The organism is Neolewinella aquimaris (assembly GCF_014197245.1).
Classification (GTDB): Bacteria; Bacteroidota; Bacteroidia; order Chitinophagales; family Saprospiraceae; genus Neolewinella; species Neolewinella aquimaris.
The window spans coordinates 672,700-695,941 of the sequence record NZ_JACIFF010000001.1; the positions used below are offsets into that span (position 1 = coordinate 672,700).

The 23,242-nt window shown below is 57.8% G+C and carries 13 protein-coding genes; 3 read left to right on the top strand and 10 right to left on the bottom strand.

Translation table 11 applies throughout. The features are described 5' to 3' along the window. The first annotated feature begins 24 nt into the window (after window positions 1-24). Entirely contained in the window at window positions 25-2,502 is a 2,478-nt protein-coding gene (locus tag GGR28_RS02780) for a helix-turn-helix domain-containing protein (protein ID WP_183494188.1), read from the top strand. On the opposite strand, the gene GGR28_RS19280 is transcribed toward GGR28_RS02780, so the two are convergent. The 7 genes from GGR28_RS19280 to GGR28_RS02815 all read right to left on the bottom strand — a co-directional run bounded on the left by GGR28_RS19280 (window position 2,476) and on the right by GGR28_RS02815 (window position 16,698). After that, window positions 2,476-4,173: a CRTAC1 family protein gene (locus tag GGR28_RS19280; protein ID WP_319936691.1), complete on the bottom strand. Its 1,698-nt coding sequence runs from the start codon at window positions 4,171-4,173 to the stop codon at window positions 2,476-2,478. The genes GGR28_RS02780 and GGR28_RS19280 overlap by 27 nt on opposite strands. Further along, entirely contained in the window at window positions 4,158-5,522 is a 1,365-nt protein-coding gene (locus GGR28_RS02790) for a vanadium-dependent haloperoxidase (protein ID WP_246416189.1), read from the bottom strand. The genes GGR28_RS19280 and GGR28_RS02790 overlap by 16 nt, the downstream gene beginning before the upstream one ends. Continuing rightward, window positions 5,509-8,841 carry a VCBS repeat-containing protein gene (locus tag GGR28_RS02795; RefSeq protein WP_183494189.1) on the bottom strand — a complete coding sequence of 1,111 codons (3,333 nt, stop codon included), beginning with the start codon at window positions 8,839-8,841 and terminating at the stop codon, window positions 5,509-5,511. Before GGR28_RS02795 ends, GGR28_RS02790 begins: the two co-directional genes overlap by 14 nt. 74 nt (window positions 8,842-8,915) lie before the next feature. Continuing rightward, window positions 8,916-10,808, bottom strand: coding sequence for a RagB/SusD family nutrient uptake outer membrane protein (locus GGR28_RS02800; RefSeq protein ID WP_183494190.1), 1,893 nt, complete (start codon window positions 10,806-10,808; stop codon window positions 8,916-8,918). A 20-nt stretch (window positions 10,809-10,828) separates the two neighbouring features. Further along, window positions 10,829-14,041, bottom strand: a complete 3,213-nt coding sequence (locus tag GGR28_RS02805) for a SusC/RagA family TonB-linked outer membrane protein (RefSeq protein ID WP_183494191.1) — start codon at window positions 14,039-14,041, stop codon at window positions 10,829-10,831. Between the two features lie 308 nt (window positions 14,042-14,349). Further along, window positions 14,350-15,819, bottom strand: a complete 1,470-nt coding sequence (locus GGR28_RS02810; RefSeq protein ID WP_183494192.1) for a M14 family zinc carboxypeptidase — start codon at window positions 15,817-15,819, stop codon at window positions 14,350-14,352. A gap of 57 nt (window positions 15,820-15,876) precedes the next feature. Then, window positions 15,877-16,698, bottom strand: coding sequence for a 3-keto-disaccharide hydrolase (locus tag GGR28_RS02815; RefSeq protein ID WP_183494193.1), 822 nt, complete (start codon window positions 16,696-16,698; stop codon window positions 15,877-15,879). A gap of 135 nt (window positions 16,699-16,833) precedes the next feature. On the opposite strand from GGR28_RS02815, the gene GGR28_RS02820 reads away from it, so the two are divergent. Next, window positions 16,834-19,647: an ATP-binding protein gene (locus GGR28_RS02820; protein ID WP_183494194.1), complete on the top strand. Its 2,814-nt coding sequence runs from the start codon at window positions 16,834-16,836 to the stop codon at window positions 19,645-19,647. Between the two features lie 203 nt (window positions 19,648-19,850). Next, on the top strand, window positions 19,851-20,243 hold the full coding sequence (locus tag GGR28_RS02825) for a hypothetical protein (protein WP_183494195.1): 393 nt from the start codon (window positions 19,851-19,853) through the stop codon (window positions 20,241-20,243). Window positions 20,244-20,310: 67 nt separating this feature from the next. Here the strand turns inward: GGR28_RS02825 and GGR28_RS02830 are convergent, their stop codons facing one another. From GGR28_RS02830 to GGR28_RS02840, 3 genes are read right to left on the bottom strand one after another with little or no spacing between them, the layout of a single operon-like run. Then, window positions 20,311-21,585: a TRAP transporter large permease gene (locus GGR28_RS02830; protein ID WP_183494196.1), complete on the bottom strand. Its 1,275-nt coding sequence runs from the start codon at window positions 21,583-21,585 to the stop codon at window positions 20,311-20,313. Further along, window positions 21,582-22,058 (bottom strand): TRAP transporter small permease, encoded by a 477-nt coding sequence (locus tag GGR28_RS02835; RefSeq protein WP_183494197.1) that lies wholly within the window; start codon window positions 22,056-22,058, stop codon window positions 21,582-21,584. Before GGR28_RS02835 ends, GGR28_RS02830 begins: the two co-directional genes overlap by 4 nt. Next, on the bottom strand, window positions 22,055-23,032 hold the full coding sequence (locus GGR28_RS02840; protein ID WP_183494198.1) for a TRAP transporter substrate-binding protein: 978 nt from the start codon (window positions 23,030-23,032) through the stop codon (window positions 22,055-22,057). Before GGR28_RS02840 ends, GGR28_RS02835 begins: the two co-directional genes overlap by 4 nt. Window positions 23,033-23,242: the final 210 nt, after the last annotated feature.

Sequence of the window (23,242 nt, forward strand, 5' to 3'; positions counted from 1 at the left end):
ATTACCGCTAAATTTACCGTCACCATGACAACCAGCCCCGAACTTGATCTCGCCTTCGACTTCGTCAGCACGACCGGCCGACACTTATTTCTTACCGGAAAGGCGGGCACGGGTAAGACGACCTTTCTGCACCGCATTCGTCGGGACATCAGCAAACGAATGGCCGTAGTCGCTCCCACTGGAGTAGCGGCGATCAACGCGAAGGGGGTGACGATCCACAGCCAGTTTCAGCTTCCCTTCGGTATTCTGACGCCGGACCGCATGTCCGCCGAGTTGCGACAGAAGCAATTCTCCCGCGAAAAGGTCAAGGTGATCAAGGCCCTCGACCTGCTGGTGATCGATGAGATCAGTATGGTGCGCTGCGACGTGCTCGACGCCATCGATGCGGTACTCCGCAAGGTGAGGTTCTCCGATGAACCCTTCGGCGGGGTACAGTTGCTCATGATCGGCGACCTACACCAACTGCCGCCCGTAGTGCGGGACCAGGAAATGAACGAAATGCGGGAGCACTGGTCCACCCCCTATTTCTTCGGAAGTCAGGCCCTGCAGCGATCCACCTACCGCACCATTCAACTGACCCACATATTCCGTCAGAGCGACGGCGACTTCATCGAATTGCTGAACCGGGTGAGAAACGACGACCTGAACGAGGAGGTGCTGAGTCTTCTTAACCAACGGTTCCGTCCGGACTTCGATCCCGCGGAAGGCTCGGGCTACATCACCCTGACTTCCCACAATGCGGCCGCCCGGCGCATCAACGGCGAAAAACTGGGCCGCCTCCCGGGGAAAGCGTACCAATTTAGGGCAGAGGTAGAGGGTAAATTCCCCGCGTCGATGTACCCCAATGAGGAAACCCTCGAATTTAAGGTCGGTGCCCAGGTGATGTTCAACAAAAACGACGGCCCGGCGCAGCAGTACTACAACGGCAAGATCGGGCGCATCACGGCCATCGACGGTCCGCTGATCAAAGTGAGTTGCGGAGAAGGGGAGCCAACCATCGAGGTGCTTCCCGTCGAGTGGGACAATCGCAAGTATGAACTAGACGCCGGCACGCGGGAAATCAAGGAGACGGTGATCGGCACCTATACTCAACACCCGCTGCGACTGGCCTGGGCCATTACCATTCACAAGAGCCAGGGGCTTACCTTCGATCGGGTCGTGATCGACGCCGCCGATGCCTTCGCTCACGGGCAGGTGTACGTGGCGCTGAGTCGGTGCAAAACCTTCGAGGGGATCAGCCTGCGCACAAAAATTGCCGACCGCAGCGTAAAGACCGACGCCGTAGTGCAATCCTACTCCGACCGGGCCGATAAAAATAAAGTCTCCGCCAGTGACCTGGCGGCGGACCGTGCCGAATACGAGCTGCAGTGTCTCACCACCATTTTCTCATTCGAACCGCTCGATCGAACCGCCCGCCACCTCATCCGGCAATTTCTCGAGCACGAACGTTCGCTCTCCGGTGACCACTTGCCGAAACTCCAGGACCTGAGCGTGCGAATCCGGGAACAGTTGGTGGGGGTAGGGAATAAATTCATTCCCAGATTAGGTCGGTACGTCAGCCAGGGTATCCTTCCGAGTAATGCACCCGATCTACAACAACGATTACGCGACGCGGCCACTTATTTTCTTCCGCACCTACGGGAAATAGAGGGAGAACTAACCTCCGTTGCGGTAGTCAGCGACAACCGCGCGGTCGCAAAAACCGCGACGGAAGTACTAACGGCACTACAACTTGCTGTCTTCGTAAAAATCAGTCTGTTCAAATTGCTCGACCGCGGCTTCACCCCCACGGAGTACACCCGCATCGGTGCGGATGCCGAGATGGACTTTCGCAACCGCCGCTCTCCGGAGAAGAAGGTTGCCGTCCCGGCGGGATTGGCCCATCCCGAACTGTACCGTCTGCTGGTCAACTGGCGCAATGGTGAGGCTGCAAACAGTGGCAAACCTGCCTACGTCGTCACGCCCACCGCTACCCTTGCCGGCATCGCGGCCCGTCTGCCTACTACCCAGGCCGGCTTGCTCTCCGTTTCCGGATTCGGAAAACGGCGGTTTGCCGAGTACGGCGAGCGGATTTTGGCGATAATACAGCAGTACGCCCGCTCGGGAGGGCACCCTACGGACCTGCAGGAGGAAGTTATTCCCGCTACTTCAACCATCGCCGACGACCTGACGGGTGGAAAACGAAACAGCGACCAAATTTCCCTGGCCCTGTACCAGGATGGAAAAACACCGGCGGAAATAGCTCAGGTTCGTAAAATTACGGAAGGCACCGTTATCGGGCACCTGGCCGGATTTATCACTTCCGGCGAAGTGCCGGCCAATGCGATCATCGGGGGGAATAAGCTCGCCGCACTCACGCCCTACTTTCAGGATCGCGAAGTGGAAAGCCTGAGGGAAGTGTACCACCACTTCAAGGAAGCGTACACCTACCACGAACTGAGGGTGGCAGAACAGGAATCACTCCGGCTCCGGAAATTAGCTGCGGCGGAGGAAGAAGTATAGGAGGAGCAGGATAGGAATGGCGCAAACGGCAATTGTCCAGCCGCCAAGGTGCCAATTGCGTTCCGCTACGGGGGGTAGTATTTCCACTACTTCCAGCAATTGGTTCACGTCCAGATCGTGCAAGACCTGCTGGTGACCGCCGTTCCAGGTCACTCTGATCGAGTCGACCCGCTCCGCATCCCCCAGGCCGAAGTGGAGGATCGGGGAATTCTGGGATAAGTGGCTCGACCCTCCACCGTCCACCTCCCGCAACAGTTGGCGGCCACCGGAGAATACCGTTGCCCGTGCCCCCAGGCCGTTTAAATCCGACTGGGTGCCCCGCAACTTTACTTTGAGCCAGTTGCCGCCGGGTGCGTCGTTGCGGAACAACCGCGTGGTCGAGGGTACGGGGTAACCGTCCAGTACCGCGTTCTGACAGACGACCAGAATATCAAGGTCTCCATCGTTTTCCAGGTCGAAAGTGATCGATCCCCGACCAATCCCGTAGTCCGCCAGCCCGACCGCTCGGCCCTTCTCCTCAAACGTTTGTCCGACATTGTCGAAGTAGAAATTGGCCATCGGTACGCAGTTGGGATTCAGGTCGCCGTTGGAGACGAAGAGATCCAGGTCGCCGTCGTGGTCGAAATCCGCGAAATTTGCGCCCCAGCTGATGGAGACGTAGTTCATGCCCAGTTCTTCCATCTGGTTGCTGAAGGATTTGCCGTCCCCCTGAGCAACCATGAAGCGATTGAATTTAATGTTGGTCACGAAGTAGTCGAGCAGGCCGTCGGCGTTGAAATCCCCGACAGCGGAGGACATGGCGTTGATCCTCAGGTCCATTCCCCGTGATTTGGCGACATCGCGGAACGACTCACGGGGAAACTCGTTCTCCATCAGAAAATTTGGAGTAGCCTTATAACCGAAGTCGTGATTAACGAGGATGTCCTGGTCTCCGTCGTTATCGAAATCGGTAAATAAGCCACCAAACCCAAAGCCCCGAAAAGCGAAGCCGTATTCTTCGGCGACGTTCCGGAACAACGCTCCCGCCTCGTTGCGCAGCAAATAGGGATGTGCGGTCTGGTTCGCACTTACGATGGTAGCATCGCTTATCCCACTAAGCGTACCCTCGTACTCGATGAAGTAATTCCCGACGTACAGGTCCGGCCACCCATCCACATTAAAGTCCCCAAAACTTCCCCCCGTACTAAAGGAATACAGGGGAGTCAAACCGTACGCCTCGGTCGCATCGACGAAGGTGTGATCCGCCTGTCCCAGAAATAGCAGGTTTCTGGCCCGGGGAATGATCTGTAGGCTATCGCTACTCGTAATCGTGGTGATGAACAGGTCGCGGTACCCGTCCCGATTAACGTCGGCGGCGACCACCCCCTGGGTTACGAAGTGACGGGTCAGCTCAAGACCGGAGCCCGCCATCACGTCGGTCATCGTTCCGTCGCCGTTGTTCCTCAGTAGCTGGTCGTCGTTAAGTCCACCGGTGAGGTAGACGTCCTCGAACCCATCCTGGTTATAGTCGATCACACAGGCGCCACCCCCGAAGAGCCCTTCGAATACCTGGAACTGGTGCACGACGCCGGCGGAGTCCGTGACGTCGGTAAATTGTGGTTGGGCTTCGGCGACAAACGTCCAGAGGAAGCAGGCGACAGTAGCGAACCCTTGTATTAACCTTTGGTCCACCGTAGCGCATTTACGTTCGCTCCAATCTTGGCCCCGCGCTCCAGTCCGACATCGTTGTCCTGCGGCGTATGAATCCCCCCGTAAAGCCGGGAATCCGCCGTCTCGCGCGCCACGTCACTGAGCCGGCTGAAGTTGCGGGGGAGGAAATCGACGTCCCGAACCTCGTCGCGCAGTCTGCCTTCGTGAGCGCGATCCACGATTACCTGTTCGTCGCCGTGAAGATCGCTGAGCACGGCCGCGGCGGCCGAGGCCTGAATGGCGTGCCCGGACGGAAAGGCCGGGAAGGGTGGGTCGGGCCAGAAGGATTCCCACTTCGGATCGATGAAGCGGGGAATAAACGTATTGGGCCGCTCGGTGAAAAACTCAAACTTCCACTTCCAGCAGTTGATGAATGCATCGGCTACGGCCATTCCGGTTCTGGCGTAGGTCTCGGCGCATTCGATGAGCGAGGCCTGCTTCTGCTCCAACACCAGGGTAGCTATGTAGTAGGAATGACCGGGCGGCGTGAAGGTCTCGTCCGGATCGTCCCCCCACCACAGGGCCGCTTCCTTCTGCGCGCGGGTCAGTTGGCGGTCGGTGTCGTACACTACCTTAAATTGCTCGTAATACGCCGAACCGGGTACCGTGTCGTAGGGGATAATTTCCGGTCGCTGCATGTTGTAATTGGCCGGCAGGAACGGACGGTTCGTGCCCCACTCGGGGTGCAGGGGATGGTGACTGAACGACTGGGCGTAAAGCGGCGGCTTCCAGCCTCCCGGCCGATCCGGATGCACCATTGCTTTATTGAAGTTGCGGAGGTACGCCCGGTGCCCCCCGTCACTCTTCGACCACTCGAAGATCATCTCCGCGATTCGCCTGCCGAAGTCGATCGAGCGATCCGCGACCTCGCCAGCTACCTGCCCGCGAGCGAAGCTTTCCACCGCTGCCTCCAGACTATCGATACTTCCCTTATTCGCGTCAGAGGTGTGGTTGTACAGCGAACGGAGCATGGTGGCCTGACCGGCACTCAACGCCAGTGGCCAAAAGTATTCCGCGCCGGGATCTGCCGGGGGCAGGTGGGTAAGGCCACTCAGTTGCCCCACCAGCGACTGCCGTTCCGGGTAACCGTTCACCACCGACTCGTACATCGTCACCCCGAGGTACCCCAGACAGCGTGAGGCGTAGGTCGGCGAATTTCCCGGTGTTCCCTTGGTTACGGCCAAGCTAAGTTTGGCCCACTCCGTAGCTACCTCCGTTTCGGTATACTGTCGATCCAAACCGCAACTCGCAAGCATCAGGCACAGCAATAGGAGGGCGGCGGCGCGCAGGTCCAGTGAAGAGAACATGTTGTTTACGCTATTCCAATACATTTACCGCTCTATTATACCCTTCTAGCGGCCGTCCGGTAATCCCGAAGAGCAGCCAATTGTCAATCTCTACAACGCTGCGTACGGCTCCCCGAAGACGGAAGCCCGAGCGCGTCTGTGGCACGTAGTCAAAACTACCGTCCCCCAATCCCCGCAGCAGGACGCCGGCATTCGCATCGGCCGGTCCGAACCGGAGCTTCGCCCGTAACTCGTTGCCACACAGCAACAGGTCGGGCACGCCGTCTACGTCAGCATCCACTACCGAAATGGTGTGGACCGGTGCCAGCTGGGCTTCCGATGGTAGGGGGGCAGACCGAAAGGTACCATTTGCATCCATTAAAAACAAAGCGGTAGTGAGTCGGGTGGCGCGGAGCATTTGGTTGTCGTTGACATCCCCCAGGTGGGTCAGGAGGGCCGCGGCGTTCGTTGTAGCGTAGCTCTCGTAGCTTGTATACGTGCTGCGCAGCCCGGACAGCTGTCCCAATAATTCATCCCGGGTCGCGTCGGGAAAATTACCCTCCCGGTCGTGATAAAACAGCAGGGGATCGATACTTCCGTCCCGGTTCACATCGTCGTCAAGCACGGTCGCCGGCGCATCGGAGGATACCCGGTAAAGGTTATTGCTACCCTCGTTCCCAACCACCAAGTCGACCCGGCCATCCCCATTCAGGTCCGCGAGTGTTAGCACGTTCCACCAGCCGTAGGTATCCTCACCCGGTAGGTACCGCTCGGTCTGATCGGTAAGCTTCCCCGATTCGCGAGAAAAAACGGTAATGGGCATCCACTCGCCAACCACGATGAGCTCGTCGCTGCCGTCGCCGTCGAGATCGTGCCAGGCCGCATCGGTAACCATGCCCGGCGCAACCAAGTCCGGTGCTACCTGCTCCGTCACTGCTTCGAAATTGCCGCCGGTCTCCCGCTGCCGCAAGAGGTAGGAAGGTGGTGCGGATGGGTATGCCCCGGGAATGACGCGCCCCCCCACGAAAATCTCGATGCCGGATTCCGTATCGTGCACGGCCACCACGCCGGTGCTAATGCGACGCTCGGGAAGCAGTCGGGTATTGACCCGGAAGTTTCCAGTGCCATCATTGAGGTAGATCCGGTCCAAGAGTTCGGGGGCATCCGGGCCGAGGTTGTGGTAGCCTCCGCTGGCCACGTACAGATCAGCAGATCCGTCGCCGTTAAAGTCGTGTACATTGAGGTCCGTCACCGCCACCTCCGCACCGGAAAAGGTAGAATACTGGGAAAATTTTCCCGCGCCGTCCTGTATAAAGCAGGTGCTGGGCTGGCCATTTCCGCCGCCAATCACCAGGTCGAAACGGCCGTCGCCGTTGAAGTCGCCACCTGCCAGTACCGGGCCGGTGGCCGATAGGCTCCGGGGCAGCAAGCTCTGGCGGTCAAAATCCCGGACCGTCGGTTCGCGGTCGGTCCAGTCCACCAATTCCTCCGCTCTTTGGTAGAGTGGAAACTGAGCAAGTTCTGATCCTGCCTGTGCCGATTGCCGGGTAGCATCCGCGTAATTTAGCGTGATCAGGGTATCGACCGGTAAATCACGAAGGGTTTGTGCCAATCCACCCGGCCAGTTTACGGTAAGGCGTTGCACCTGCGTCCCCGCCCCGAGTCCGAAATGCAGCCTGTTGGGTCCGGAAGAAAGATAGCCCCGGTTAGGAAACAGCTCCTGGACCTGGGTGATGGAGTCAACGGTCAGGCTAACCTTAGCGCCTACGCCGGTTGGATTTAGCGTACTTCCCTTTAGGTCGATCTGCAGGTAATGCCGGTCGGTAGCACTGTTGTTGCGGTAAATGAAGGCGGGCTGGTTGATGTTGTTTACCACGATATCGAGGTCGCCGTCGTTGTCCAGATCGACGGTGACGGCGCCCGTGCTGTTGGATGGGCGTTGCAGGCCCCACTCCGTGGTTAGGTCCGTGAATTTGCCGTCCCGGTCGTTGCGGAACACGTGGTTGGATACTTCGGAGGCGGGCATCACTTTGAGGAGTTCGAGCACATCGCTGCGTTGCATACGGCCCTTTTTTGCGACGTAGTCGTCCATGTACTTGATGAAGTCCTGGTTGGTGTAGTCGCGTACGTATCCGTTGGTGACGTGGAGGTCCTTCCAGCCGTCGTTGTCGAGGTCAGAGAGCAGTGCTGACCAACTCCAATCGGTAGTGGCGACACCGGCGTACTGACCGACTTCGGCGAAACTGCCGTCGCCGCGGTTGACCTGGAGCATGTTGCGCATGTTCTGGTGGTGAAACCCACTGGCTAGGTTGAGGTCGTGACGCGAGCGGTTATCGTCCGCCATCAGCAATTTGCGGCGGCGGTTATCGGCCGGGAGCATATCGAGGGTGAAGAGGTCGGGGAGGCCGTCGTTGTTTACATCCGCCACATCGCTTCCCATGGAGAAGTGACTGGTGTGGCCCATGCGTTCGCCGAGCTGATCGGTGAAGGTCCCGTCGCCGTTGTTGAAGTAGAGGTAGTCGGGAACTTCGTAGTCGTTGGAAACGTAGAAGTCGGTCCAGCCGTCGCCGTCCAGGTCGCTCAGGGCAAGCCCGAGGCCGTAGCTCAGGGCGGACCCGTTTATGCCGGCGGCCTCCGTTACGTCGCTGAATGTTCCCCGGTCGTTGCGGTATAGTCGGAGTCCGCGCTCCGGGTCGGGGACGGCGAGTAGCTCCCTGGTTTTGGCGACGTTGAGGATCGGAAGGGACCGCGGGTTGTGGTTCAGCAGAAGGACGTCCAGATCGTCGTCTCCGTCGTAGTCGAAGAAGTAGGCCTGATTGGTAAACGACGGTGCGTCGAGTCCGTATTCCGCGGCGGCTTCCCGAAAACTCGGGATACCCTCGGGGGAATTTCCCTCATTGATGAAGAGCTGGTTGCGCCGTTTGTCGGGGGGCAGCATACCGGAATAGGAGAGGTAAATGTCCTGGCGGCCGTCGGCATTGATATCTACGATGGCGACGCCGGTCTTCCAGGGCCCCGGTCGCCCGCCTGCCTTGCTCTCTTTGGTGACGTCGGTAAAGCTAAGGCCACCCTGATTGAGATACAGGCGGTTGTCCCCCATGTTGGAGGTGAAGTACAGATCGGGGAGGCCGTCTCCGTTGAAGTCGCCCGTACCGACACCGCCCCCGTTGTAGAAGTACTCGTAGACGAGGATATTGGTATTCGGCCCTTCGGTGAGGGTGTTTTGAAAGGTAAGGCCGGTGGCTTCCGCCGGGAGCAGCGTAAACTGTTCCGGCGCCGTAGTCGACTCACGCTCCGACTGATGACACCCGAAGAGCATCAGCAGGAAAAACAGCACGACCGGCGTCGGGTCGGTGAATCGCATACGGCGTGGGTTAAAACAGGAAGATCCGTCTCCCAAACTTGTGGAGAGACGGATCTTCAAGTGAAGGGTAAATGCTAGAAACCAGGGTTCTGCACCAGGAGGGGGTTCCGACTGATCTCGTCGCGGGTGATGGCCCGGAAGTACATCTTGTCGTTCCAGTTGCGATTTTCGTTCTCGGTATTCTCGGCCACTTCGTAGGTGTACTCGTATACCTCGGGATCGTACTTGTAGGGAACGTGCGGTTGCTTACCGGGGCGCAATTTGGCCCTAACGTCGATTACCTCGATCACGTCTCCCTGCGTCTCCGCGGCAATGAGCCAGCGGCGTGCATCGTGGTAGCGGTGCTCTTCGTAAGCGAGTTCAATGCGCCGCTCGTTTTGGTACCGTTCCATCAACTCGTTTCCGGATGCGGTGACTGCGGGCATGCCCACGCGGAAGCGAATCTGGTTGAGCCAGTTGCGGGCTTCCTCCTCTTCGCCGAGTTCCAGGCTGGCCTCCACGTAGTTAAGGACGACTTCCGTATAGCGGATAAAGGGCCAGGGAACGACCTGAGCGTTGGACTGGTTGTCCTTCAGTGCTGGATCCGGATCGATGAACTTGCGTACGTAATAGTGGGTACGGCTGCCGTTCCAGTTTTCGATCGGAGACTCGCGGGTATCGACCCCGTTGATGGTGCCGCCGTTGCCGTCGTCGTAGTAACCAGTCTGGATCTCATTATAGGGCTCGATTCCCACTACGTCAGCGGGCCGGGGCTTCCATCCGGCGCCGTCGTACATCACGGTTGCGTAGAAGCGGGGATCGCGGTTCTCGAAGGGGGCGGAAGCCATCTCGCTGTCGCTCCAGTCGAAGGAGGAGCCGTCCATCATTTCGTAGTCATCGACCAGCTGCTGAATGGGAGTGTTGCCCGCCCAGTTGTGGTAGCCGTTGGGGCCGTTGTTGATGCCGAAGTGAATGGGTCCCAGTGGCCAGTTGCTTTCCTGGGTGTAGAGTGGGGTGGTGGTACGCTGAAGAATCAGCTCGACGGCCGCGGCGGCATCGCCTACCGAGCTGCCCCCACCCATGGAGAGCGAGATGTAGTTCTGCATGCCCTGTTCGGCGGAGACCGGTTCGGTCAGTCCCATCTTATAGCCCGTACCGGCATCGAGTGCTGCCTTGGCGGCGTCGCGGGCGGCGGTCCAGCGGGCGGTGCGATCCCCTCCGGTGTAGGCCAGCAAATCTATATTGCCGTAGCCGGCGATGGTGGAAGACTTCGCCTCGAAAGAGGCGGCGTCGTGCATGTCGCTGGCGGCGTAGAGTAGGATGCGCGACTTGAGCGCCTGTGCGGCCAGCCGTGAGGTACGGCCCGGTGTCTCCGGTTTGCCCTCCAGCATGGCGGCGGCCTTATCGAGGTCCTCGACGATGAAGTTTACCGTTTCTTCCCAGCTGGATCGGGCAATGGTGTAGTCTTCGTTCAGTCCGTAGGGAGTCTTGATGAGCGGTACCCCGCCGTAGAAGCGAGCCAGCTGATGGTAGTAGTAGGCACGTAGGAAGTGGGCCTCCCCGAGCAGGCGGTCGCGGAGCTCGTCGTTGTCGAAGGTCGAGGTAGGAAGTTCCTGAATGGCAATGTTTGCCTGGCGAATAGCCAGGTACATGACGTCCCAGCGGTAGGTCGGGCTCATCCAGCCGGTGTTGGCGGGTGATTCGGTGCCCTCGGTAAAGGTATTGATGTTGCGACCCGCGTGGGTGAACATGGCCTCGTCCGTGATGGATGCGAGCATCTGCTCTTCAAAACCGCCGTAGCCGAGAAAGGAGTAGACGTTGTAGATGAACGCTTCGGAAAGCGGACCGTCGGCCCAGGTTGCATCGCTGGAAATACTATCCAGGGGTTCGGTGTTCAGAAAATCCGTATCGCAGGCGGAGATCAGTAGGACGGCAAAGATCCCAACCGTCGACAGCAGGCGGTAGCCGGCGTTTTTTATAGTATTCATGATCGGTTGTGGTTGCATGATTAGAGAGTAATATTGAAGCCTACGTTGATTACCCGGGTCTGGGGGTAATAGACGCCGCCGCTGTTGGTTGCTTCGGGATCGAAGAAATCGAGACTGTCGAAGGTGATCAGGTTGTACCCATTTACGTAAGCGCGAAGGCTGCGGATTGGCAGTTTGCCCACCAGATTCGTCGGCAGGGTATAACCGATCTCGGCATTCTTCAGGCGAACGTAGTTTTTGCTGAACAGCCAGTAGGTATTGTTGCCGTAGTTGCCGCCCGTGTAGTACGTGTCGCCGCGGCTGGCCAGGCGTGGATCGGTGCTGCTGGGGTTGTCGATGCTCCAGCGATTCTGGTAGCTGTACTTTAGGTAGTTGCCGATGTCGCCGGATTCGGTCTGTACCCGTAGCGACGAGCCCCTGGCACCCTGGAAGAGCATGGAAAGGTCAAAACCCTTGTAGCTGGCCGAAAGGTTGGCACCGAAGTTAAAGGTCGGCGTGCCGTTATCGTCGATCCGTACCCGGTCGTCGCCGTCGATGATGCCGTCACCGTTGATGTCTTTGAACTTCATGTCGCCCGGAAGCAACTGGCCGGTAACGGCGCTGTAATCCAGTTCGTTGTTGTTGATCTCCTGCTGGTCGCGGAATACACCGTCGGACTCATACACGAGGTAGGCGCCGATGGGCTTACCCTCCTGGAGCTGGTACTCGGGCGCACCGGGGATCTCACTCATGAACAGTACTTTGTTCTTAGCGTATCCGCCGTTGATGCCAAAGCGATACTTAAAGGCATTGCCGGCATTGCTGTTGTAGCCCAGGTTGTACTCGAAGCCCTTGTTCTCTACCTCGCCGGCATTGACGGGGGGGAGCAAGCTGTTGATGCCGGAAGAGGAGGGCGTGGAGCCGGTCTCCTGGATCAGAATCTGCGTCCGGAGGTTGCGGAAGTATTCCAGGGTCACATCCACCCGGTTGCCGAAGAGCACGGCATCGATACCGAAGTTCAGGTTGTTGGCCCGTTCCCAGGTGAAGCTGGGGTTGGCCAGCAGCTGTTCCTGCAGCGTGGTTTCTACCACCCCGTTGATGGGGTAGCTGCCGAAACCGTAGGTGGAAAGGAAGGCGTACTCCTGCAATTCATCAGGGTCCGCAACACCGTTTCCGTTGGAATCGAAAAATACCTGGTCGTTGCCCATCTGACCGTAGCTGGCGCGCAGTTTCAGCAAGTCGACGCCGGGAACGTTGAAGAAATCTTCACTGGTTACGTTCCATCCGGCAAGGATACCGGGGAAGAAACCGAAGCGATCCTGCTCCGGGAAAATGTAGGAACCGTCGTAGCGGAAGATGAATTCTACCAAGTACTTGTCCTGGTAGTCATACTGGGCGCGGCCGTAGTAACCCAGGCGGGCGCGGTTGTACCCGGAGCCTCCGGTGTCCTGGTTCAGCGATCCACCCGCGAACAGCTGGTCGACGGCGGTGGAGATGTAGTTTCTGCGGTAGGCAAAGTAGCCTTCACCCTCGTAGGTTTCGCGGGTTACGCCGACCATCAGTCCGAGGCTGTGTCCACTTCCGATCTCCGCGTCGTAATTAAGACGTGCCGATAGGTTGGTGTTGAGGGTAGTGTTGTTGCCCTGTCGGAGGCGGGGGTCGGTGAAGTTCGAGCGGGTGGCTCCTTCCAGCAGCGGGGTTACGCCGTCGGCTTCGTAGCTGACGCGGTCCCAGTAGTAGAGTTTCCAGGGGGTCTGCCACCGCTTGTTGCTTTCGTTGCTGTGGTCGACCGCGGCCGATAGGTTCAGGGCCAGGCCTTCGATCCAGGGGTTGGTCAGGTTGATCGAACCGTTGGTCTGGATGTAGTCGGTCGGGTTATCCTGGTAGCCGGTCGCGTTGGTGGTGATGACGTAAGGGTTCTGACCGTTTTCGATGTCGGGACCGGGAAGGCCGTTGGGCCATACTTCGGGTTCGGTCGGACGACCGCGCATCAGCATCCGGAAGATGGAGCCGGCGCTTTCGGTGGGAAAACGGCGATCCTCACGGCGCACCATCATGCCGAGGCTGGTGGTGATGTAGTCGTTGATGTCGGCGTCGAGGTTAATGCGGAAGTTGTACTGCTTGTACTTCGTGGCCGTGTTCTTGTAGAAAGCGTCTTGGGTGGTATAGCCGAGGGAAGCCAGGTAGCGGAGATTTTCCGTGCCGCCGTTCACCTGCAGGTTGTGACGTCCCTGGGGAGCCCAGGTTTGGAAGGCATCGCCGAACCAGTCGGTATCGGGGTAACCCCAGGGGTCGCTGCCCTCGCCGTGTAGCCGGACCGCCTCGGGGCTATAGTTTGCGTTGAGTGTACCGACGCCGTCGGTGGGGGAGTCGTAGGTGCCGGTCGTCTGGATCGCCTCCCAGGCCGCGCCCCATTCGTCGACGGGGATGCTCTGGTAGATCGGCAACTCATTCATGATGGTCGCGTACTCTACGGCGTTGGACATTTCGGGAACGGTGGTGGGCTGGGCCCATCCCTGGTTGAAGTCGTAGGAGATGGTCGGCTTACCCGTGGTACCACGCTTAGTGGTAACGAGGATGGCCCCGTTGGCGGCACGGGCTCCGTAGATGGCGGCGGAAGCGTCCTTAAGTACGGAGATCGATTCGATGTCCTGAGGGTTCAGGCGGGAAAGTCCTCCTTCGCGGTCGGGTATTCCGTCGATTACGATGAGCGGGCTGCTGTTACCGAGGGTGTTCTGACCGCGAATGTTGATCTGAGCGTCGTCGGCTCCGGGTTCGCCACTGGTCTGGATGACCACCACACCCGGCAGGCGACCGGCCAGCGATGCACCCAGGTTTACGGAGGGGGAGCGTTCGAGGGCCCCGCCTTCCAGCGCGACGACGGCTCCCGTAACCGTGGCCTTTTTCTGTTTACCGTAGGCGACCACGACTACTTCATCCAGCAACTCGCCACTGGCCAGCCCCATGGAGATGTTGTCGTTCATTCCTACCTGCACCTCACGGGTAGCATAGCCGGTGTAGGAGATGACCAGCGTCTCGTTGTCGGCCGCTTCGATCGTGTAGTTGCCGTCGAAATCGGTCACCGTACCGCGGGTGGTGCCCTTAACGAGGATACTGGCTCCGATGAGTGGGTCACCGCTGCTTTCATCCGTCAGCGTACCGGAAATGGTCCGGGTTTGGGCGGTGACCGCCAGGGAGATCAGGAATATCGCGGCCGTAAGGATGCCACGAATAAGAAAGTTGAATTGCTTCATTACCTAGGAGTGTTAAATGATCGACCTTAAGCCCGAGCGCCGCCGGGAAGCGGACATTCGGGAAGTGTAAGTTGTAGGCTTTTACTTGGTTGGCCAGGTAACGTCGGCCGGGGGTTAAATCAGGACAAACGGAACTTCACGGTATGTAAAGATACGATTACACAAATAAACGACAAGTTGTCAATAACTACGCAACACAATCGCCATAAATGAGGGTTTCACGAAAATATGTGTAAAAATCACACTAACTACCGTGATATTTTACTCATCCTAAATTTTCTTTATTTGAAATTATGGCTATTTCCGTCCTAGTCGATGAAGACAACTCTGCCGTTTGCTACCACGAACTCCAATTGCCCCGCCTCATCGTACACTAATAAATCGGTGGCGCCCCCGATAAATATGCTGCCGGACAAGCGCTCCCGACCGGAAAGTAAGCGCAGCCGGTCCGCCGACGGATGGTGGGGTAGGGGAGCAGCCGACCGAACGGCCGTGTACCCCTGGGCGTACAACTCTCCGGGACTGAGGGTTGTGATGTGTTTGGAGGTCAATTCTCCCGGGTACTCCTTACCCACTTCAACCCGTTTACCGGCAAGATCGAGTCGGTTAAACGCGCCAAAGGTGTGCAGGTCGCCCAGGTCACTGATGTAGGCCCGACTGGTAAACTCGCGGTTGTCCGGTCCGACCGGGGTTTCCGACCGCCTCATTCCAACGTCCATTACGTACCGCTTGCCGCCCCGTTCGATGCCGACGTTCTCTAAAATCAGTTCGTGCATGCCGTTCGATTGGTTTTCGGGAATTTCCCAGTATTCCCCAACGGAATGGGTCTCGTAGCTCCCGGTGGCAATGCCGTGCAGCCCCGCGATGAGGCCGAGTAGGTTCAGGCGACGGATCTCCTGCTTTTCCGGATCACCCGGGTAGCCGCCCGATTCGATCAGGATGGTCCGGGTTCCCCACTTTTGCAGGTTGTCGCCAAAGGCGCGGGGCTCGAAGTCGTCGTTGTAGCGGCCGACCTGGTCGGGCACGTCCTTCTGCCACAGCGCGTTCATGAGGGCGATGACCTGCGTAGCATCTTCCCGCTTGTCGTTCATCGATTTTTCCCAGTCGTAGGCCGGCGCTAGGATAGACAGAACGCACCCCTTTTCCGCAGGAAAGCCCGCCGAATAATAGATGCCCTGGTCGTGTAGGTTGAAGCCCCAATCCGCGTCCAGGCGATCCCGCTCGTTCTTGAGCAGTTGGGCTTCGGGACTGGTCAGGTGCAGCGCGTCGCGGTTCAGGTCGATGCCAAGTGCGTTGCGCCGGTCGAAGCGGGCTGCTCCGTCGGGATTCAGCATCGGCAGAAAGGTCAACTGCAGTTGGGTAGCAAACATTTGCCTCAATGTGTCAAGTCCGTCGCCCGATCCCCGTAACCAGTTGAACAAGTCGAAGAGGGCGGCGGTCGCGGTGGGCTCGTCGCCGTGCATTTGCGACCACAGGAGAACCGTCGTAGGCCCTTCTCCCCAACTGACGCGCCACAGCGGTCGGTCTTCCACCGATCGGCCGGGAACGTCCACGGTAAACCCGGGGGAAAGCGCATCGATCAGTGGTTGGAGATCTTCCTGCTTGAACCTGCGCGTGGTAATCGTCGGTTCGCGGTAGCGATCGAGGGATGCGCGCACCTCCAACTCCGGGAATTCCGGTTCGGCCGGCCGTACCGGTACTTGCGCCCCGCAAGAAAGGGTGAATGCAACAAAGTGAACGAGCGCCAGAACGCGTAGCATACACAAGGGGTGGTACATAGCCTGCTGTTTTATGGATTGCACGGGACCCGCGGCCCCGCCCAACTGTTAGTTTGGTTACTTGCTCAGGTCGAGCAGTTTGATGTTGCGGAAATCGATGGGGTGACTTTCCGCCTGCAGGGCAATGTAGCCCTCGGTCAGGATTTCGCCCTCCCGCTTCACCCAATTTTGCCAAGAGTCGGTAAATCCGGCCTGCTCCCAGTGGTCCTGGCTTCCGCTGCGCCTGGTAAATCCGCCCCCGATCTGGGGTTGTTTGAAGCTGAGCACGGTGTCGCCCTCGATCAAAAAGTGCATGGCTTCCCCTCCCAGCACGACGGCTTCGGCCTTCACCCAACCGTCGCCATTGTAGGTCCGTGAGGACGAGGAGATACAGTGACGGTAATCGATGGTATCGCCCATTACGACCGCCGTTCCGGGGGTACATACGTTGCCGGTGGTGCGCGGGCCCTTGCCGAGTCCCCCCAGCAGCTGCAGCTCGACGGATACCGGAAAGGTCTGACCGTAGTCGTTGCTTGCGGCACTCTGGCTGTGCAGCATGACCCCGCTGTTGCGCACGTTCCACTCCGCTCCGCCGGGAGTCTGCTCTCCGGTAAACCGGTACTCAAACTTCAGTTTATAGTGTGAATACGGTTGACGGTAGTACAGGTGTCCGTAGGCGTCGTCGAAGCTTTCGTAGTCGTCGTAGCTGATGCGAATCATGTCGTCCTCCACGCGGAACGTATTGCGAAAGTTGTCATTTAAGGGGCGGCCGGCTATCTTGATGTCCCAGCCGGTCAGGTCGGTCCCGTTGAAGAGCGGGATCCAGTCCTCGGCCGTGGGGCGCGTGACCGTGCAGGCTAGCAGGAGAGCAGTGACGAATAACAGGGTAAGCTGGCGCATAGAGGCAAGGTTTGGCGGGAACGCGGGTGCAATGACGTTAAATGCAGAGCCGCCGTACCGGGACCAAACCTACGACGTTGCAGTTATAATAGGTATAGCATACGGCAAAGTATGTCAGGACACACTCGAGATTGAATGGCTTTTCCCCGCGTTAACATAATCCTCTGGATTTTACTCCTGCTCGGATGTAGTGGAGCCGTGCTGGCGGGACCCAGTCGGGACAGCACCGTACTGGCCGTTTTGCCCCGGGACACGGACAGTAAATCCGTCCTGATTCAGGGAAAAATGTTGATCGATACCGCAGGTTGGAAAACCATTCACGATGTACTAGCCCTCCCGGACAGTGCGCGACAGTGGCACGTCACCGACGGTAAGCGGATCGACCTGCGCGACTATTACACCTGGGTGAAGTTTCGGCTGAAAAATGACGGACCCACCCCCAAGAACGTCCTATTGCGGCTTCACCACGATGCCGATAGCATTGGACTGTATCGGGTGGTAGGGGAAGCGATAACGGAGTCGAAGCAGTGGACGCGGGGCGACTGGTCGCACCGACCCTACGTCACCTTCGCACCCAACGTGTTTTCGGTGGGACTGGGCGGGGGAGAAGAAATTGATCTGTACGTCCGGCTATTTGAAGCCTACGGCTGGCCGGCGGACGATGTGGCTTCAGCCCGGCTCATACCCGAACGGGCCGCCGTGAACGCACACATCCGTTCGGTCGCCTGGCATTCTATCTACATCGGTCTTATGCTTGCGATTGCCGCCCTGGGGGTAGTGACCTACGGACTATTCCGGGAGCGGGCGTTCTTGTGGTTTGCGATGCTCACCGTCTGTTTTGCCTTTTACTTCGCCGACGAGAACCAGGTTACCTCCCTGATCGGAATCGGCAGCCCCACCGGTAACGGGTTCGGGTTGATTCAGTATACGATATCGGGGCTGATCATTTCGCTCACCTTCTTTCTGATCGCCTTTACCGACCTGAGAAATTTCTGGCCGCGGTACACCAATTTTTTACTGGTGATCGTCGCGGCGGCGGTAGCAGCCCAGTTTCTGTTTGATGTTAGTCGTTTGCACATTGCCACCTCCGTCCTTATCGCCAACGGGATGACCCTGGTGTGGATCGTGTTTACCGCAGCCCCGGTGTTCTTGCTTGCCCGCCGCGGATCTCATCCCGCCGGACGACTGCTGATGGGAACGGCCATGCTGCTGGTCCCCGCGGTGATCTACGTTGGGCAGCTCCTGATCTACGGTAAGTATTCCCCCTGGGCGCAGATCATTTTTGAAATAGGGACGCTGGGCTTTTCCACTCTCCTGTTTTTCGGGCTTTACAGTAAGGTGAACGACATTCGTATCAGGGCACAAACACTCACCGAGCAAAGTCAACTAAAATCACGTTTTTTTGCCAATATTTCTCACGAGTTCCGGACGCCGCTTACCCTAATCATGGGGCCGCTCGAGCAGCTGCTCAAGCAGTTTAGCGCACCTTCACCCGAACATAAGCTCCTGAAACTGGCCCTGCGAAATGCCCAGCGGCAACTGCGCCTGGTGAATCGCATCCTGGAGCTTTCGCGTCTTGAAGCGACCGAGGACAACGTTGACGTTGAGGTCATCGACCTCTGCAAGCTGGTGCGACAAACCACCAACTCCTTCAGTCACCTGGCCGAACAGCAAGGGATCGACCTACACTTCGTGGGCAAGGGGCAGCAGTTGTTGATGAGTGTCGACAAACAGAAACTTGAGGATGCAGTCAATAATCTCCTCTCCAATGCTCTGAAATTTACCGGTGCAGGGGGCCGGGTGACCGTGACGGTTAAGGAAGCGGGGGGAGAAGCGATCATTGAAGTGGTCGACACCGGCGTCGGCATTCCTAAAGAGATGGTCGGTGGAGTATTTAATCGCTTCTTTCAGGGCGCCGCCAGCCTGCACACCACCGTAGAAGGGAGTGGCATCGGGCTTTCACTTGTACGTGAGACGGTGCGCCTTCACGGCGGAAAAGTTGCCGTCGAGAGCGAATACGGTCGGGGTTCAACCTTTACCATTTCACTGCCCTTCACGCCGAACCAGCAGGGAGTAATTAAAGTCACTCAATCGAGTGAAGGGAAAGGCAGGGCAGGAGAGGCAGATGCGGAAATCACAGCGCTCGCATCTCCTCCCGACGGACCACGTGTACTCCTGGTCGAAGACAACGAAGAGCTCCGGCAGCTGATACGCTTCGTCCTGGCCGATACCTACCGGGTCGCAGAGGCGGCAAACGGAGCCGACGGCATTGCCAAGGCGATTGACTGGCAGCCCGACCTGATCATTACCGACGTGATGATGCCCGTTATGGATGGCTACGAGCTTTGTAAAACCCTAAAGTCTACCCTGGCAACCAGTCACATTCCAATCATCGTGCTCACCGCCCGGGCGTCTTCTACCGCCCGCATTGACGGCTATGAGACCGGGGCCGACGATTTTCTTACCAAGCCCTTCAACAATCGGGAACTGCTGGTGAGGGTGAATAACCTGATCCAGTCCAGGATCATGCTTCGGCAGCGGTTTGCCACCGCCATCGAGCTGAAACCCAGGGAGGTTGCCACCAGTCCGGTCGATTCAGAATTTTTGGAACGCGCCACCACCATTCTTGAGCAACACATATCCGACGAAGCCTTCAAGGTGCCCGATTTTGCCCGGGTCATTGGTATGAGCAGCACCAGCCTGAACCGTAAACTTCGCGGGTTGCTGGGACAGTCGACCAATCAATTCATGCAAATGTACCGCCTCCAGCGGGCTGCCGATATGCTGCGGGTGGGCGACCAGACCGTAGCGGAAATTGCTATTCAGACCGGATTCAGCAGCAGCACGTACTTCGTGAAACTGTTCAAGGATAAGTTCGGGGTGACGCCGGGGAGTTTTGAGAAGTCGGCCAATCGGTCGGATGGGGTTCCGGGTTGGGAGGAGGGGTGAAGGGGGAAGGGAATGAGGGAATGAGGGGGTGAAGGGAATGAAGGATTAAGGGGGTTAAGGATTGAGGGATTGAGGGGGTGAAGGATTGTTCACGATCTATGATGGGTCAGTAGGGGTCGAAGTTATGGGGAGTGGGTTGACAGTTTTTACAAGTGTGTCTATAAAGGTTTGGATGTTTGGCGAAAACGAATAAAGGCTATAACGTGAATTCTAGAAAATTTCTGTTGGAAATTGGCTTAGCGTTTTTACTAAGTTTGATCACAGGATTATTGTTAGTCCGCTGGGTAAGTTTCAAATCAAACGCCCAATACACTTATGGTAAAGTTGTTGAATGGAAAAGCGACGAAGTGTTCGTTCAGTATCCCGACACTGACGGGGACTCTATCATTTCCTCTCTTGATTTGCCCTATAACAAGCAGAAGAACATTTTAAAGGAAATGGCTCGCGTTCCGGTTGTGTACGATGCAAATCAGCCTCATTTCTTTGAAATTCCGGGCGTTTATCGCCACTCTCCGTTTGGAATCATAGTGCTGTTTATATTCACCACAATAGGCGTCATTCTTTGGTTTGTAAACCTAAAACGTGAAAGTGGATAATTGAGCTAATTCTTCGGTCCAAAAGAAAATACCAGCAATAGCGGTCTCAATTTAAAAAGGCGATCCATTAATCCATAAACAGCCCTGGCAGGAATAGGGATAATTCCGGAATCAGCGTCACCAACGCCAGTACCACTAGGCTTACCAATAAAAAGGGGAAGCCCGCCCGGCTTACCGCTCCGATCGACACTTTTCCGATACCGGCCGCTACGAACAAGCAGACCCCGAGGGGTGGGGTAGTGAGGCCAATCATCAGATTGAGCAGTGCGATGACCGAGAAGTGAATGGGGTCTACGCCGACCGCCAGGGCCACTTTCAGCAGAATGGGAAAGAGGATGAGCAGGGCGGCGATCGTCTCCATAAAGGTGCCGACGAAGATCAGCAGCAGGTTGATCAGCAGCAGCACCACGTAGCGGTTGTCGGAGAAGCCGAGGATTTGGGAAGAAACGATCTGCGGAAGTTGCTCGGTAATGAGGATGTAGCCGAACAAGTTGGCAAAGCCGATGAGTACCATCAAGGCCGCCGAGGTTTTCATGGAGTCGAGGAAGACCACTATGGCCCGCCGCGGGGTCAGCTTCCGGTACACGAATAGGCCGATGATGAGGGCGTATAAGACGGCAACGATCGAAGCTTCCGTAGGAGTGAACAGACCGCCAATAATGCCGTAGAGGATGATCACGGTCATCAGCAGGGCCCAAAAGGTGTCGATAAAGCCCCGGCCGATTTGCCGGAAGCTACTGCGGGGGTGCTTTGGATATTGCCGCTTCCGCGAGATGTAGTACGTATACCCCAGTAAACTCAGGCCGAGGAGGAAACCCGGGATGGCCCCCGCCAGGAAAAGTTTTCCCACCGAAAGACCCGTCAGTGTAGCGGCGATGATCATCGAAACGCTTGGTGGAATGATCGGTCCCACCGTAGATGAGGAAGCCGTGACCGCGCAGGCGAAGTCGGCATCGTAGCCTTCCTTCTTCATGGCCGGGATCATGACCGAACCGATGCTGGCGGTATCGGAAATGGCCGTACCCGAAATGCCGGCAAAGAGCATGGAGGAAGCGATGTTGGCAAGCGCCAGTCCGCCGCGAATGTGGCCCACCAGGTGGTTGCAGAAGGCGATGATCTTTTCCGTCAGTCCGCCGTGGTTCATCAGGTTGCCGGCCATGATGAAGCCGGGTATGCTCAGCAGCACGAAGACATCGATGCCCGAATACATCTTCATCGGCATGACAATCAGCGGCGTTCCCTCCACCAGCAGAAAAACTAGGCAAGACAGGCCCAGGGAAAAGGCGATGGGGAAGCGCAACAGGATACAGACGGCGAAGGTGACGAGCAGCAGTGCGATCATTTGCCAGGAGAATTGGTCGTGAAGTGCCGGCGGAGGCGGTGTACCGCGTACAGCAGCAGCGATAGGCCGAGCAGGAGCATTCCCGCGAATGGAATGGCCATCGGGAACTTTAGGCTGGGGGAGCGTTCCGCCCAGCCCATGATCGTAAACCCGACGGCGTAGTAAGTGAAGATGGCGAAGAGGACGACGGTGAACAAGTCGATCGCGAAGCTTAGCCGCCGTTGCCAGGCCGGAGACATCCGCTGGTAGAAAAAGTCGAAGTTGACGTACTCGCCGCTCCGCAGGGCCAGCCCCGCCGAGCAGCCGATGGCGATAACGAAGAAAACGCGGGCGGCTTCCTCCGTCCACGACGGGGCCGTCGCCAGGAATAGACGGGCAAAGATCTGGATCAGGATTACCAGAACGAAGCCTGACGTACTGATGAAGGTCCCGTACTTCAGGCCTAGTCCGACCACTTTGATGAAGCGACTCACTGCACGGTATCCTTTAGGGAGCGGTATACCGCCTGCATTTCGGGTGAGAGGGTACGGTAGATGGCGTTGCCGTGCTTTTGCTTGAAGGCTTCCCGGTCGACCTCGACGAAGGTCATCCCGCTGGCTTCGAGGGCGAGGCGGGTTTTGTTGTCGTTGTCCAGGAAGAGTTGGCGCTCGAAGGCCTGCATCTCCCGTGCGCAGTCGAGAAAGATCTCCTGTAGATCGGCCGGCATGCGGTCGAACTGCTTTTCTCCGATGACGGGGTAGGTCCAGCCGAACACGTGGCTGGTCAGGTTGACGTATTCCTGCACTTCGTACAGCGCAAGCATTTTGGTCAGCGGCAGGGGGTTCTCCTGGGCATTGATCACGCCCTGCTGTAGGGAGGTAAACACTTCGGAAAAAGCGATGGGGGTGGTTTTCGCTCCGAGCGCGTCCCAGGCCGTTACGAAGGCCGGCACGCTGGGGATGCGAATGACCAAGCCCTGCAGGTCGTCTGGGTGGCGCACGGGCCGGTTGGAGGTCAGGTGACGGGGGCCGGCCTGAAAGTAGCCGACGGGCCGCAGGCCGGTCTTAGTGACCATCTCATCGCGAATACGTGCACCTACGGGCCCGGTGAGCATCGCATCGACCTCTTCCATACTGTCCATCAGGAAGGGCATTTCGCAGAAAGTCATGATCTCCGTCCAATTGCTGAGCAGCGCGCTGGTGGTGGTCATATCGATCACCCCCGCCTGGATCATGCGGATGGCTTCGATCTCCTTGGCCAGCTGTTCGGAGGGGTACGTTTGGAGGTGGATGCGTCCTCCCGAACGTTCGTCGAGCAATTCACCGAAGTGCTGGAAGGCGCGGAACCAGGTGTGGTCTTCGGCGACCAGCAGACTGGCCCGGAGCAGGAATTCGGGTCGGGTGGGGGAATGGCAGGACCACGACCCCGTCAGGGTGAGCAGGACCAGAAGGTAGGCGGGTAGTCGCATGGAGGGGCGGCGCTTGTGGGGGTAAAGTACTAAGTGCTGCTGGGATACGGCGATCGTCAAAGGCCGGGCTCAACTAAATGAGGCGATTTTTCGCGGAGCTTGTATCTGAATAGTTAAAAGGTGAGAGCTGATATTAATGAGCAAAAGTTACTCATTCAAGAATTTCCTAACATATAAATAATGCATCTAACATAGTAACCCACTGAGAGA

Coding starts and splice junctions, on each gene's coding strand:
- GGR28_RS02840 (WP_183494198.1), bottom strand. CDS start 23,032: ATGCGACTACCCGCCTACCTTCTGGTCCTGCTCACCCTGACGGGGTCG.
- GGR28_RS02780 (WP_183494188.1), top strand. CDS start 25: ATGACAACCAGCCCCGAACTTGATCTCGCCTTCGACTTCGTCAGCACG.
- GGR28_RS02805 (WP_183494191.1), bottom strand. CDS start 14,041: ATGAAGCAATTCAACTTTCTTATTCGTGGCATCCTTACGGCCGCGATA.
- GGR28_RS02830 (WP_183494196.1), bottom strand. CDS start 21,585: ATGATCGCACTGCTGCTCGTCACCTTCGCCGTCTGTATCCTGTTGCGC.
- GGR28_RS02810 (WP_183494192.1), bottom strand. CDS start 15,819: ATGTACCACCCCTTGTGTATGCTACGCGTTCTGGCGCTCGTTCACTTT.
- GGR28_RS02815 (WP_183494193.1), bottom strand. CDS start 16,698: ATGCGCCAGCTTACCCTGTTATTCGTCACTGCTCTCCTGCTAGCCTGC.
- GGR28_RS02800 (WP_183494190.1), bottom strand. CDS start 10,808: ATGAATACTATAAAAAACGCCGGCTACCGCCTGCTGTCGACGGTTGGG.
- GGR28_RS02790 (WP_246416189.1), bottom strand. CDS start 5,522: ATGTATTGGAATAGCGTAAACAACATGTTCTCTTCACTGGACCTGCGC.
- GGR28_RS02820 (WP_183494194.1), top strand. CDS start 16,834: ATGGCTTTTCCCCGCGTTAACATAATCCTCTGGATTTTACTCCTGCTC.
- GGR28_RS02795 (WP_183494189.1), bottom strand. CDS start 8,841: ATGCGATTCACCGACCCGACGCCGGTCGTGCTGTTTTTCCTGCTGATG.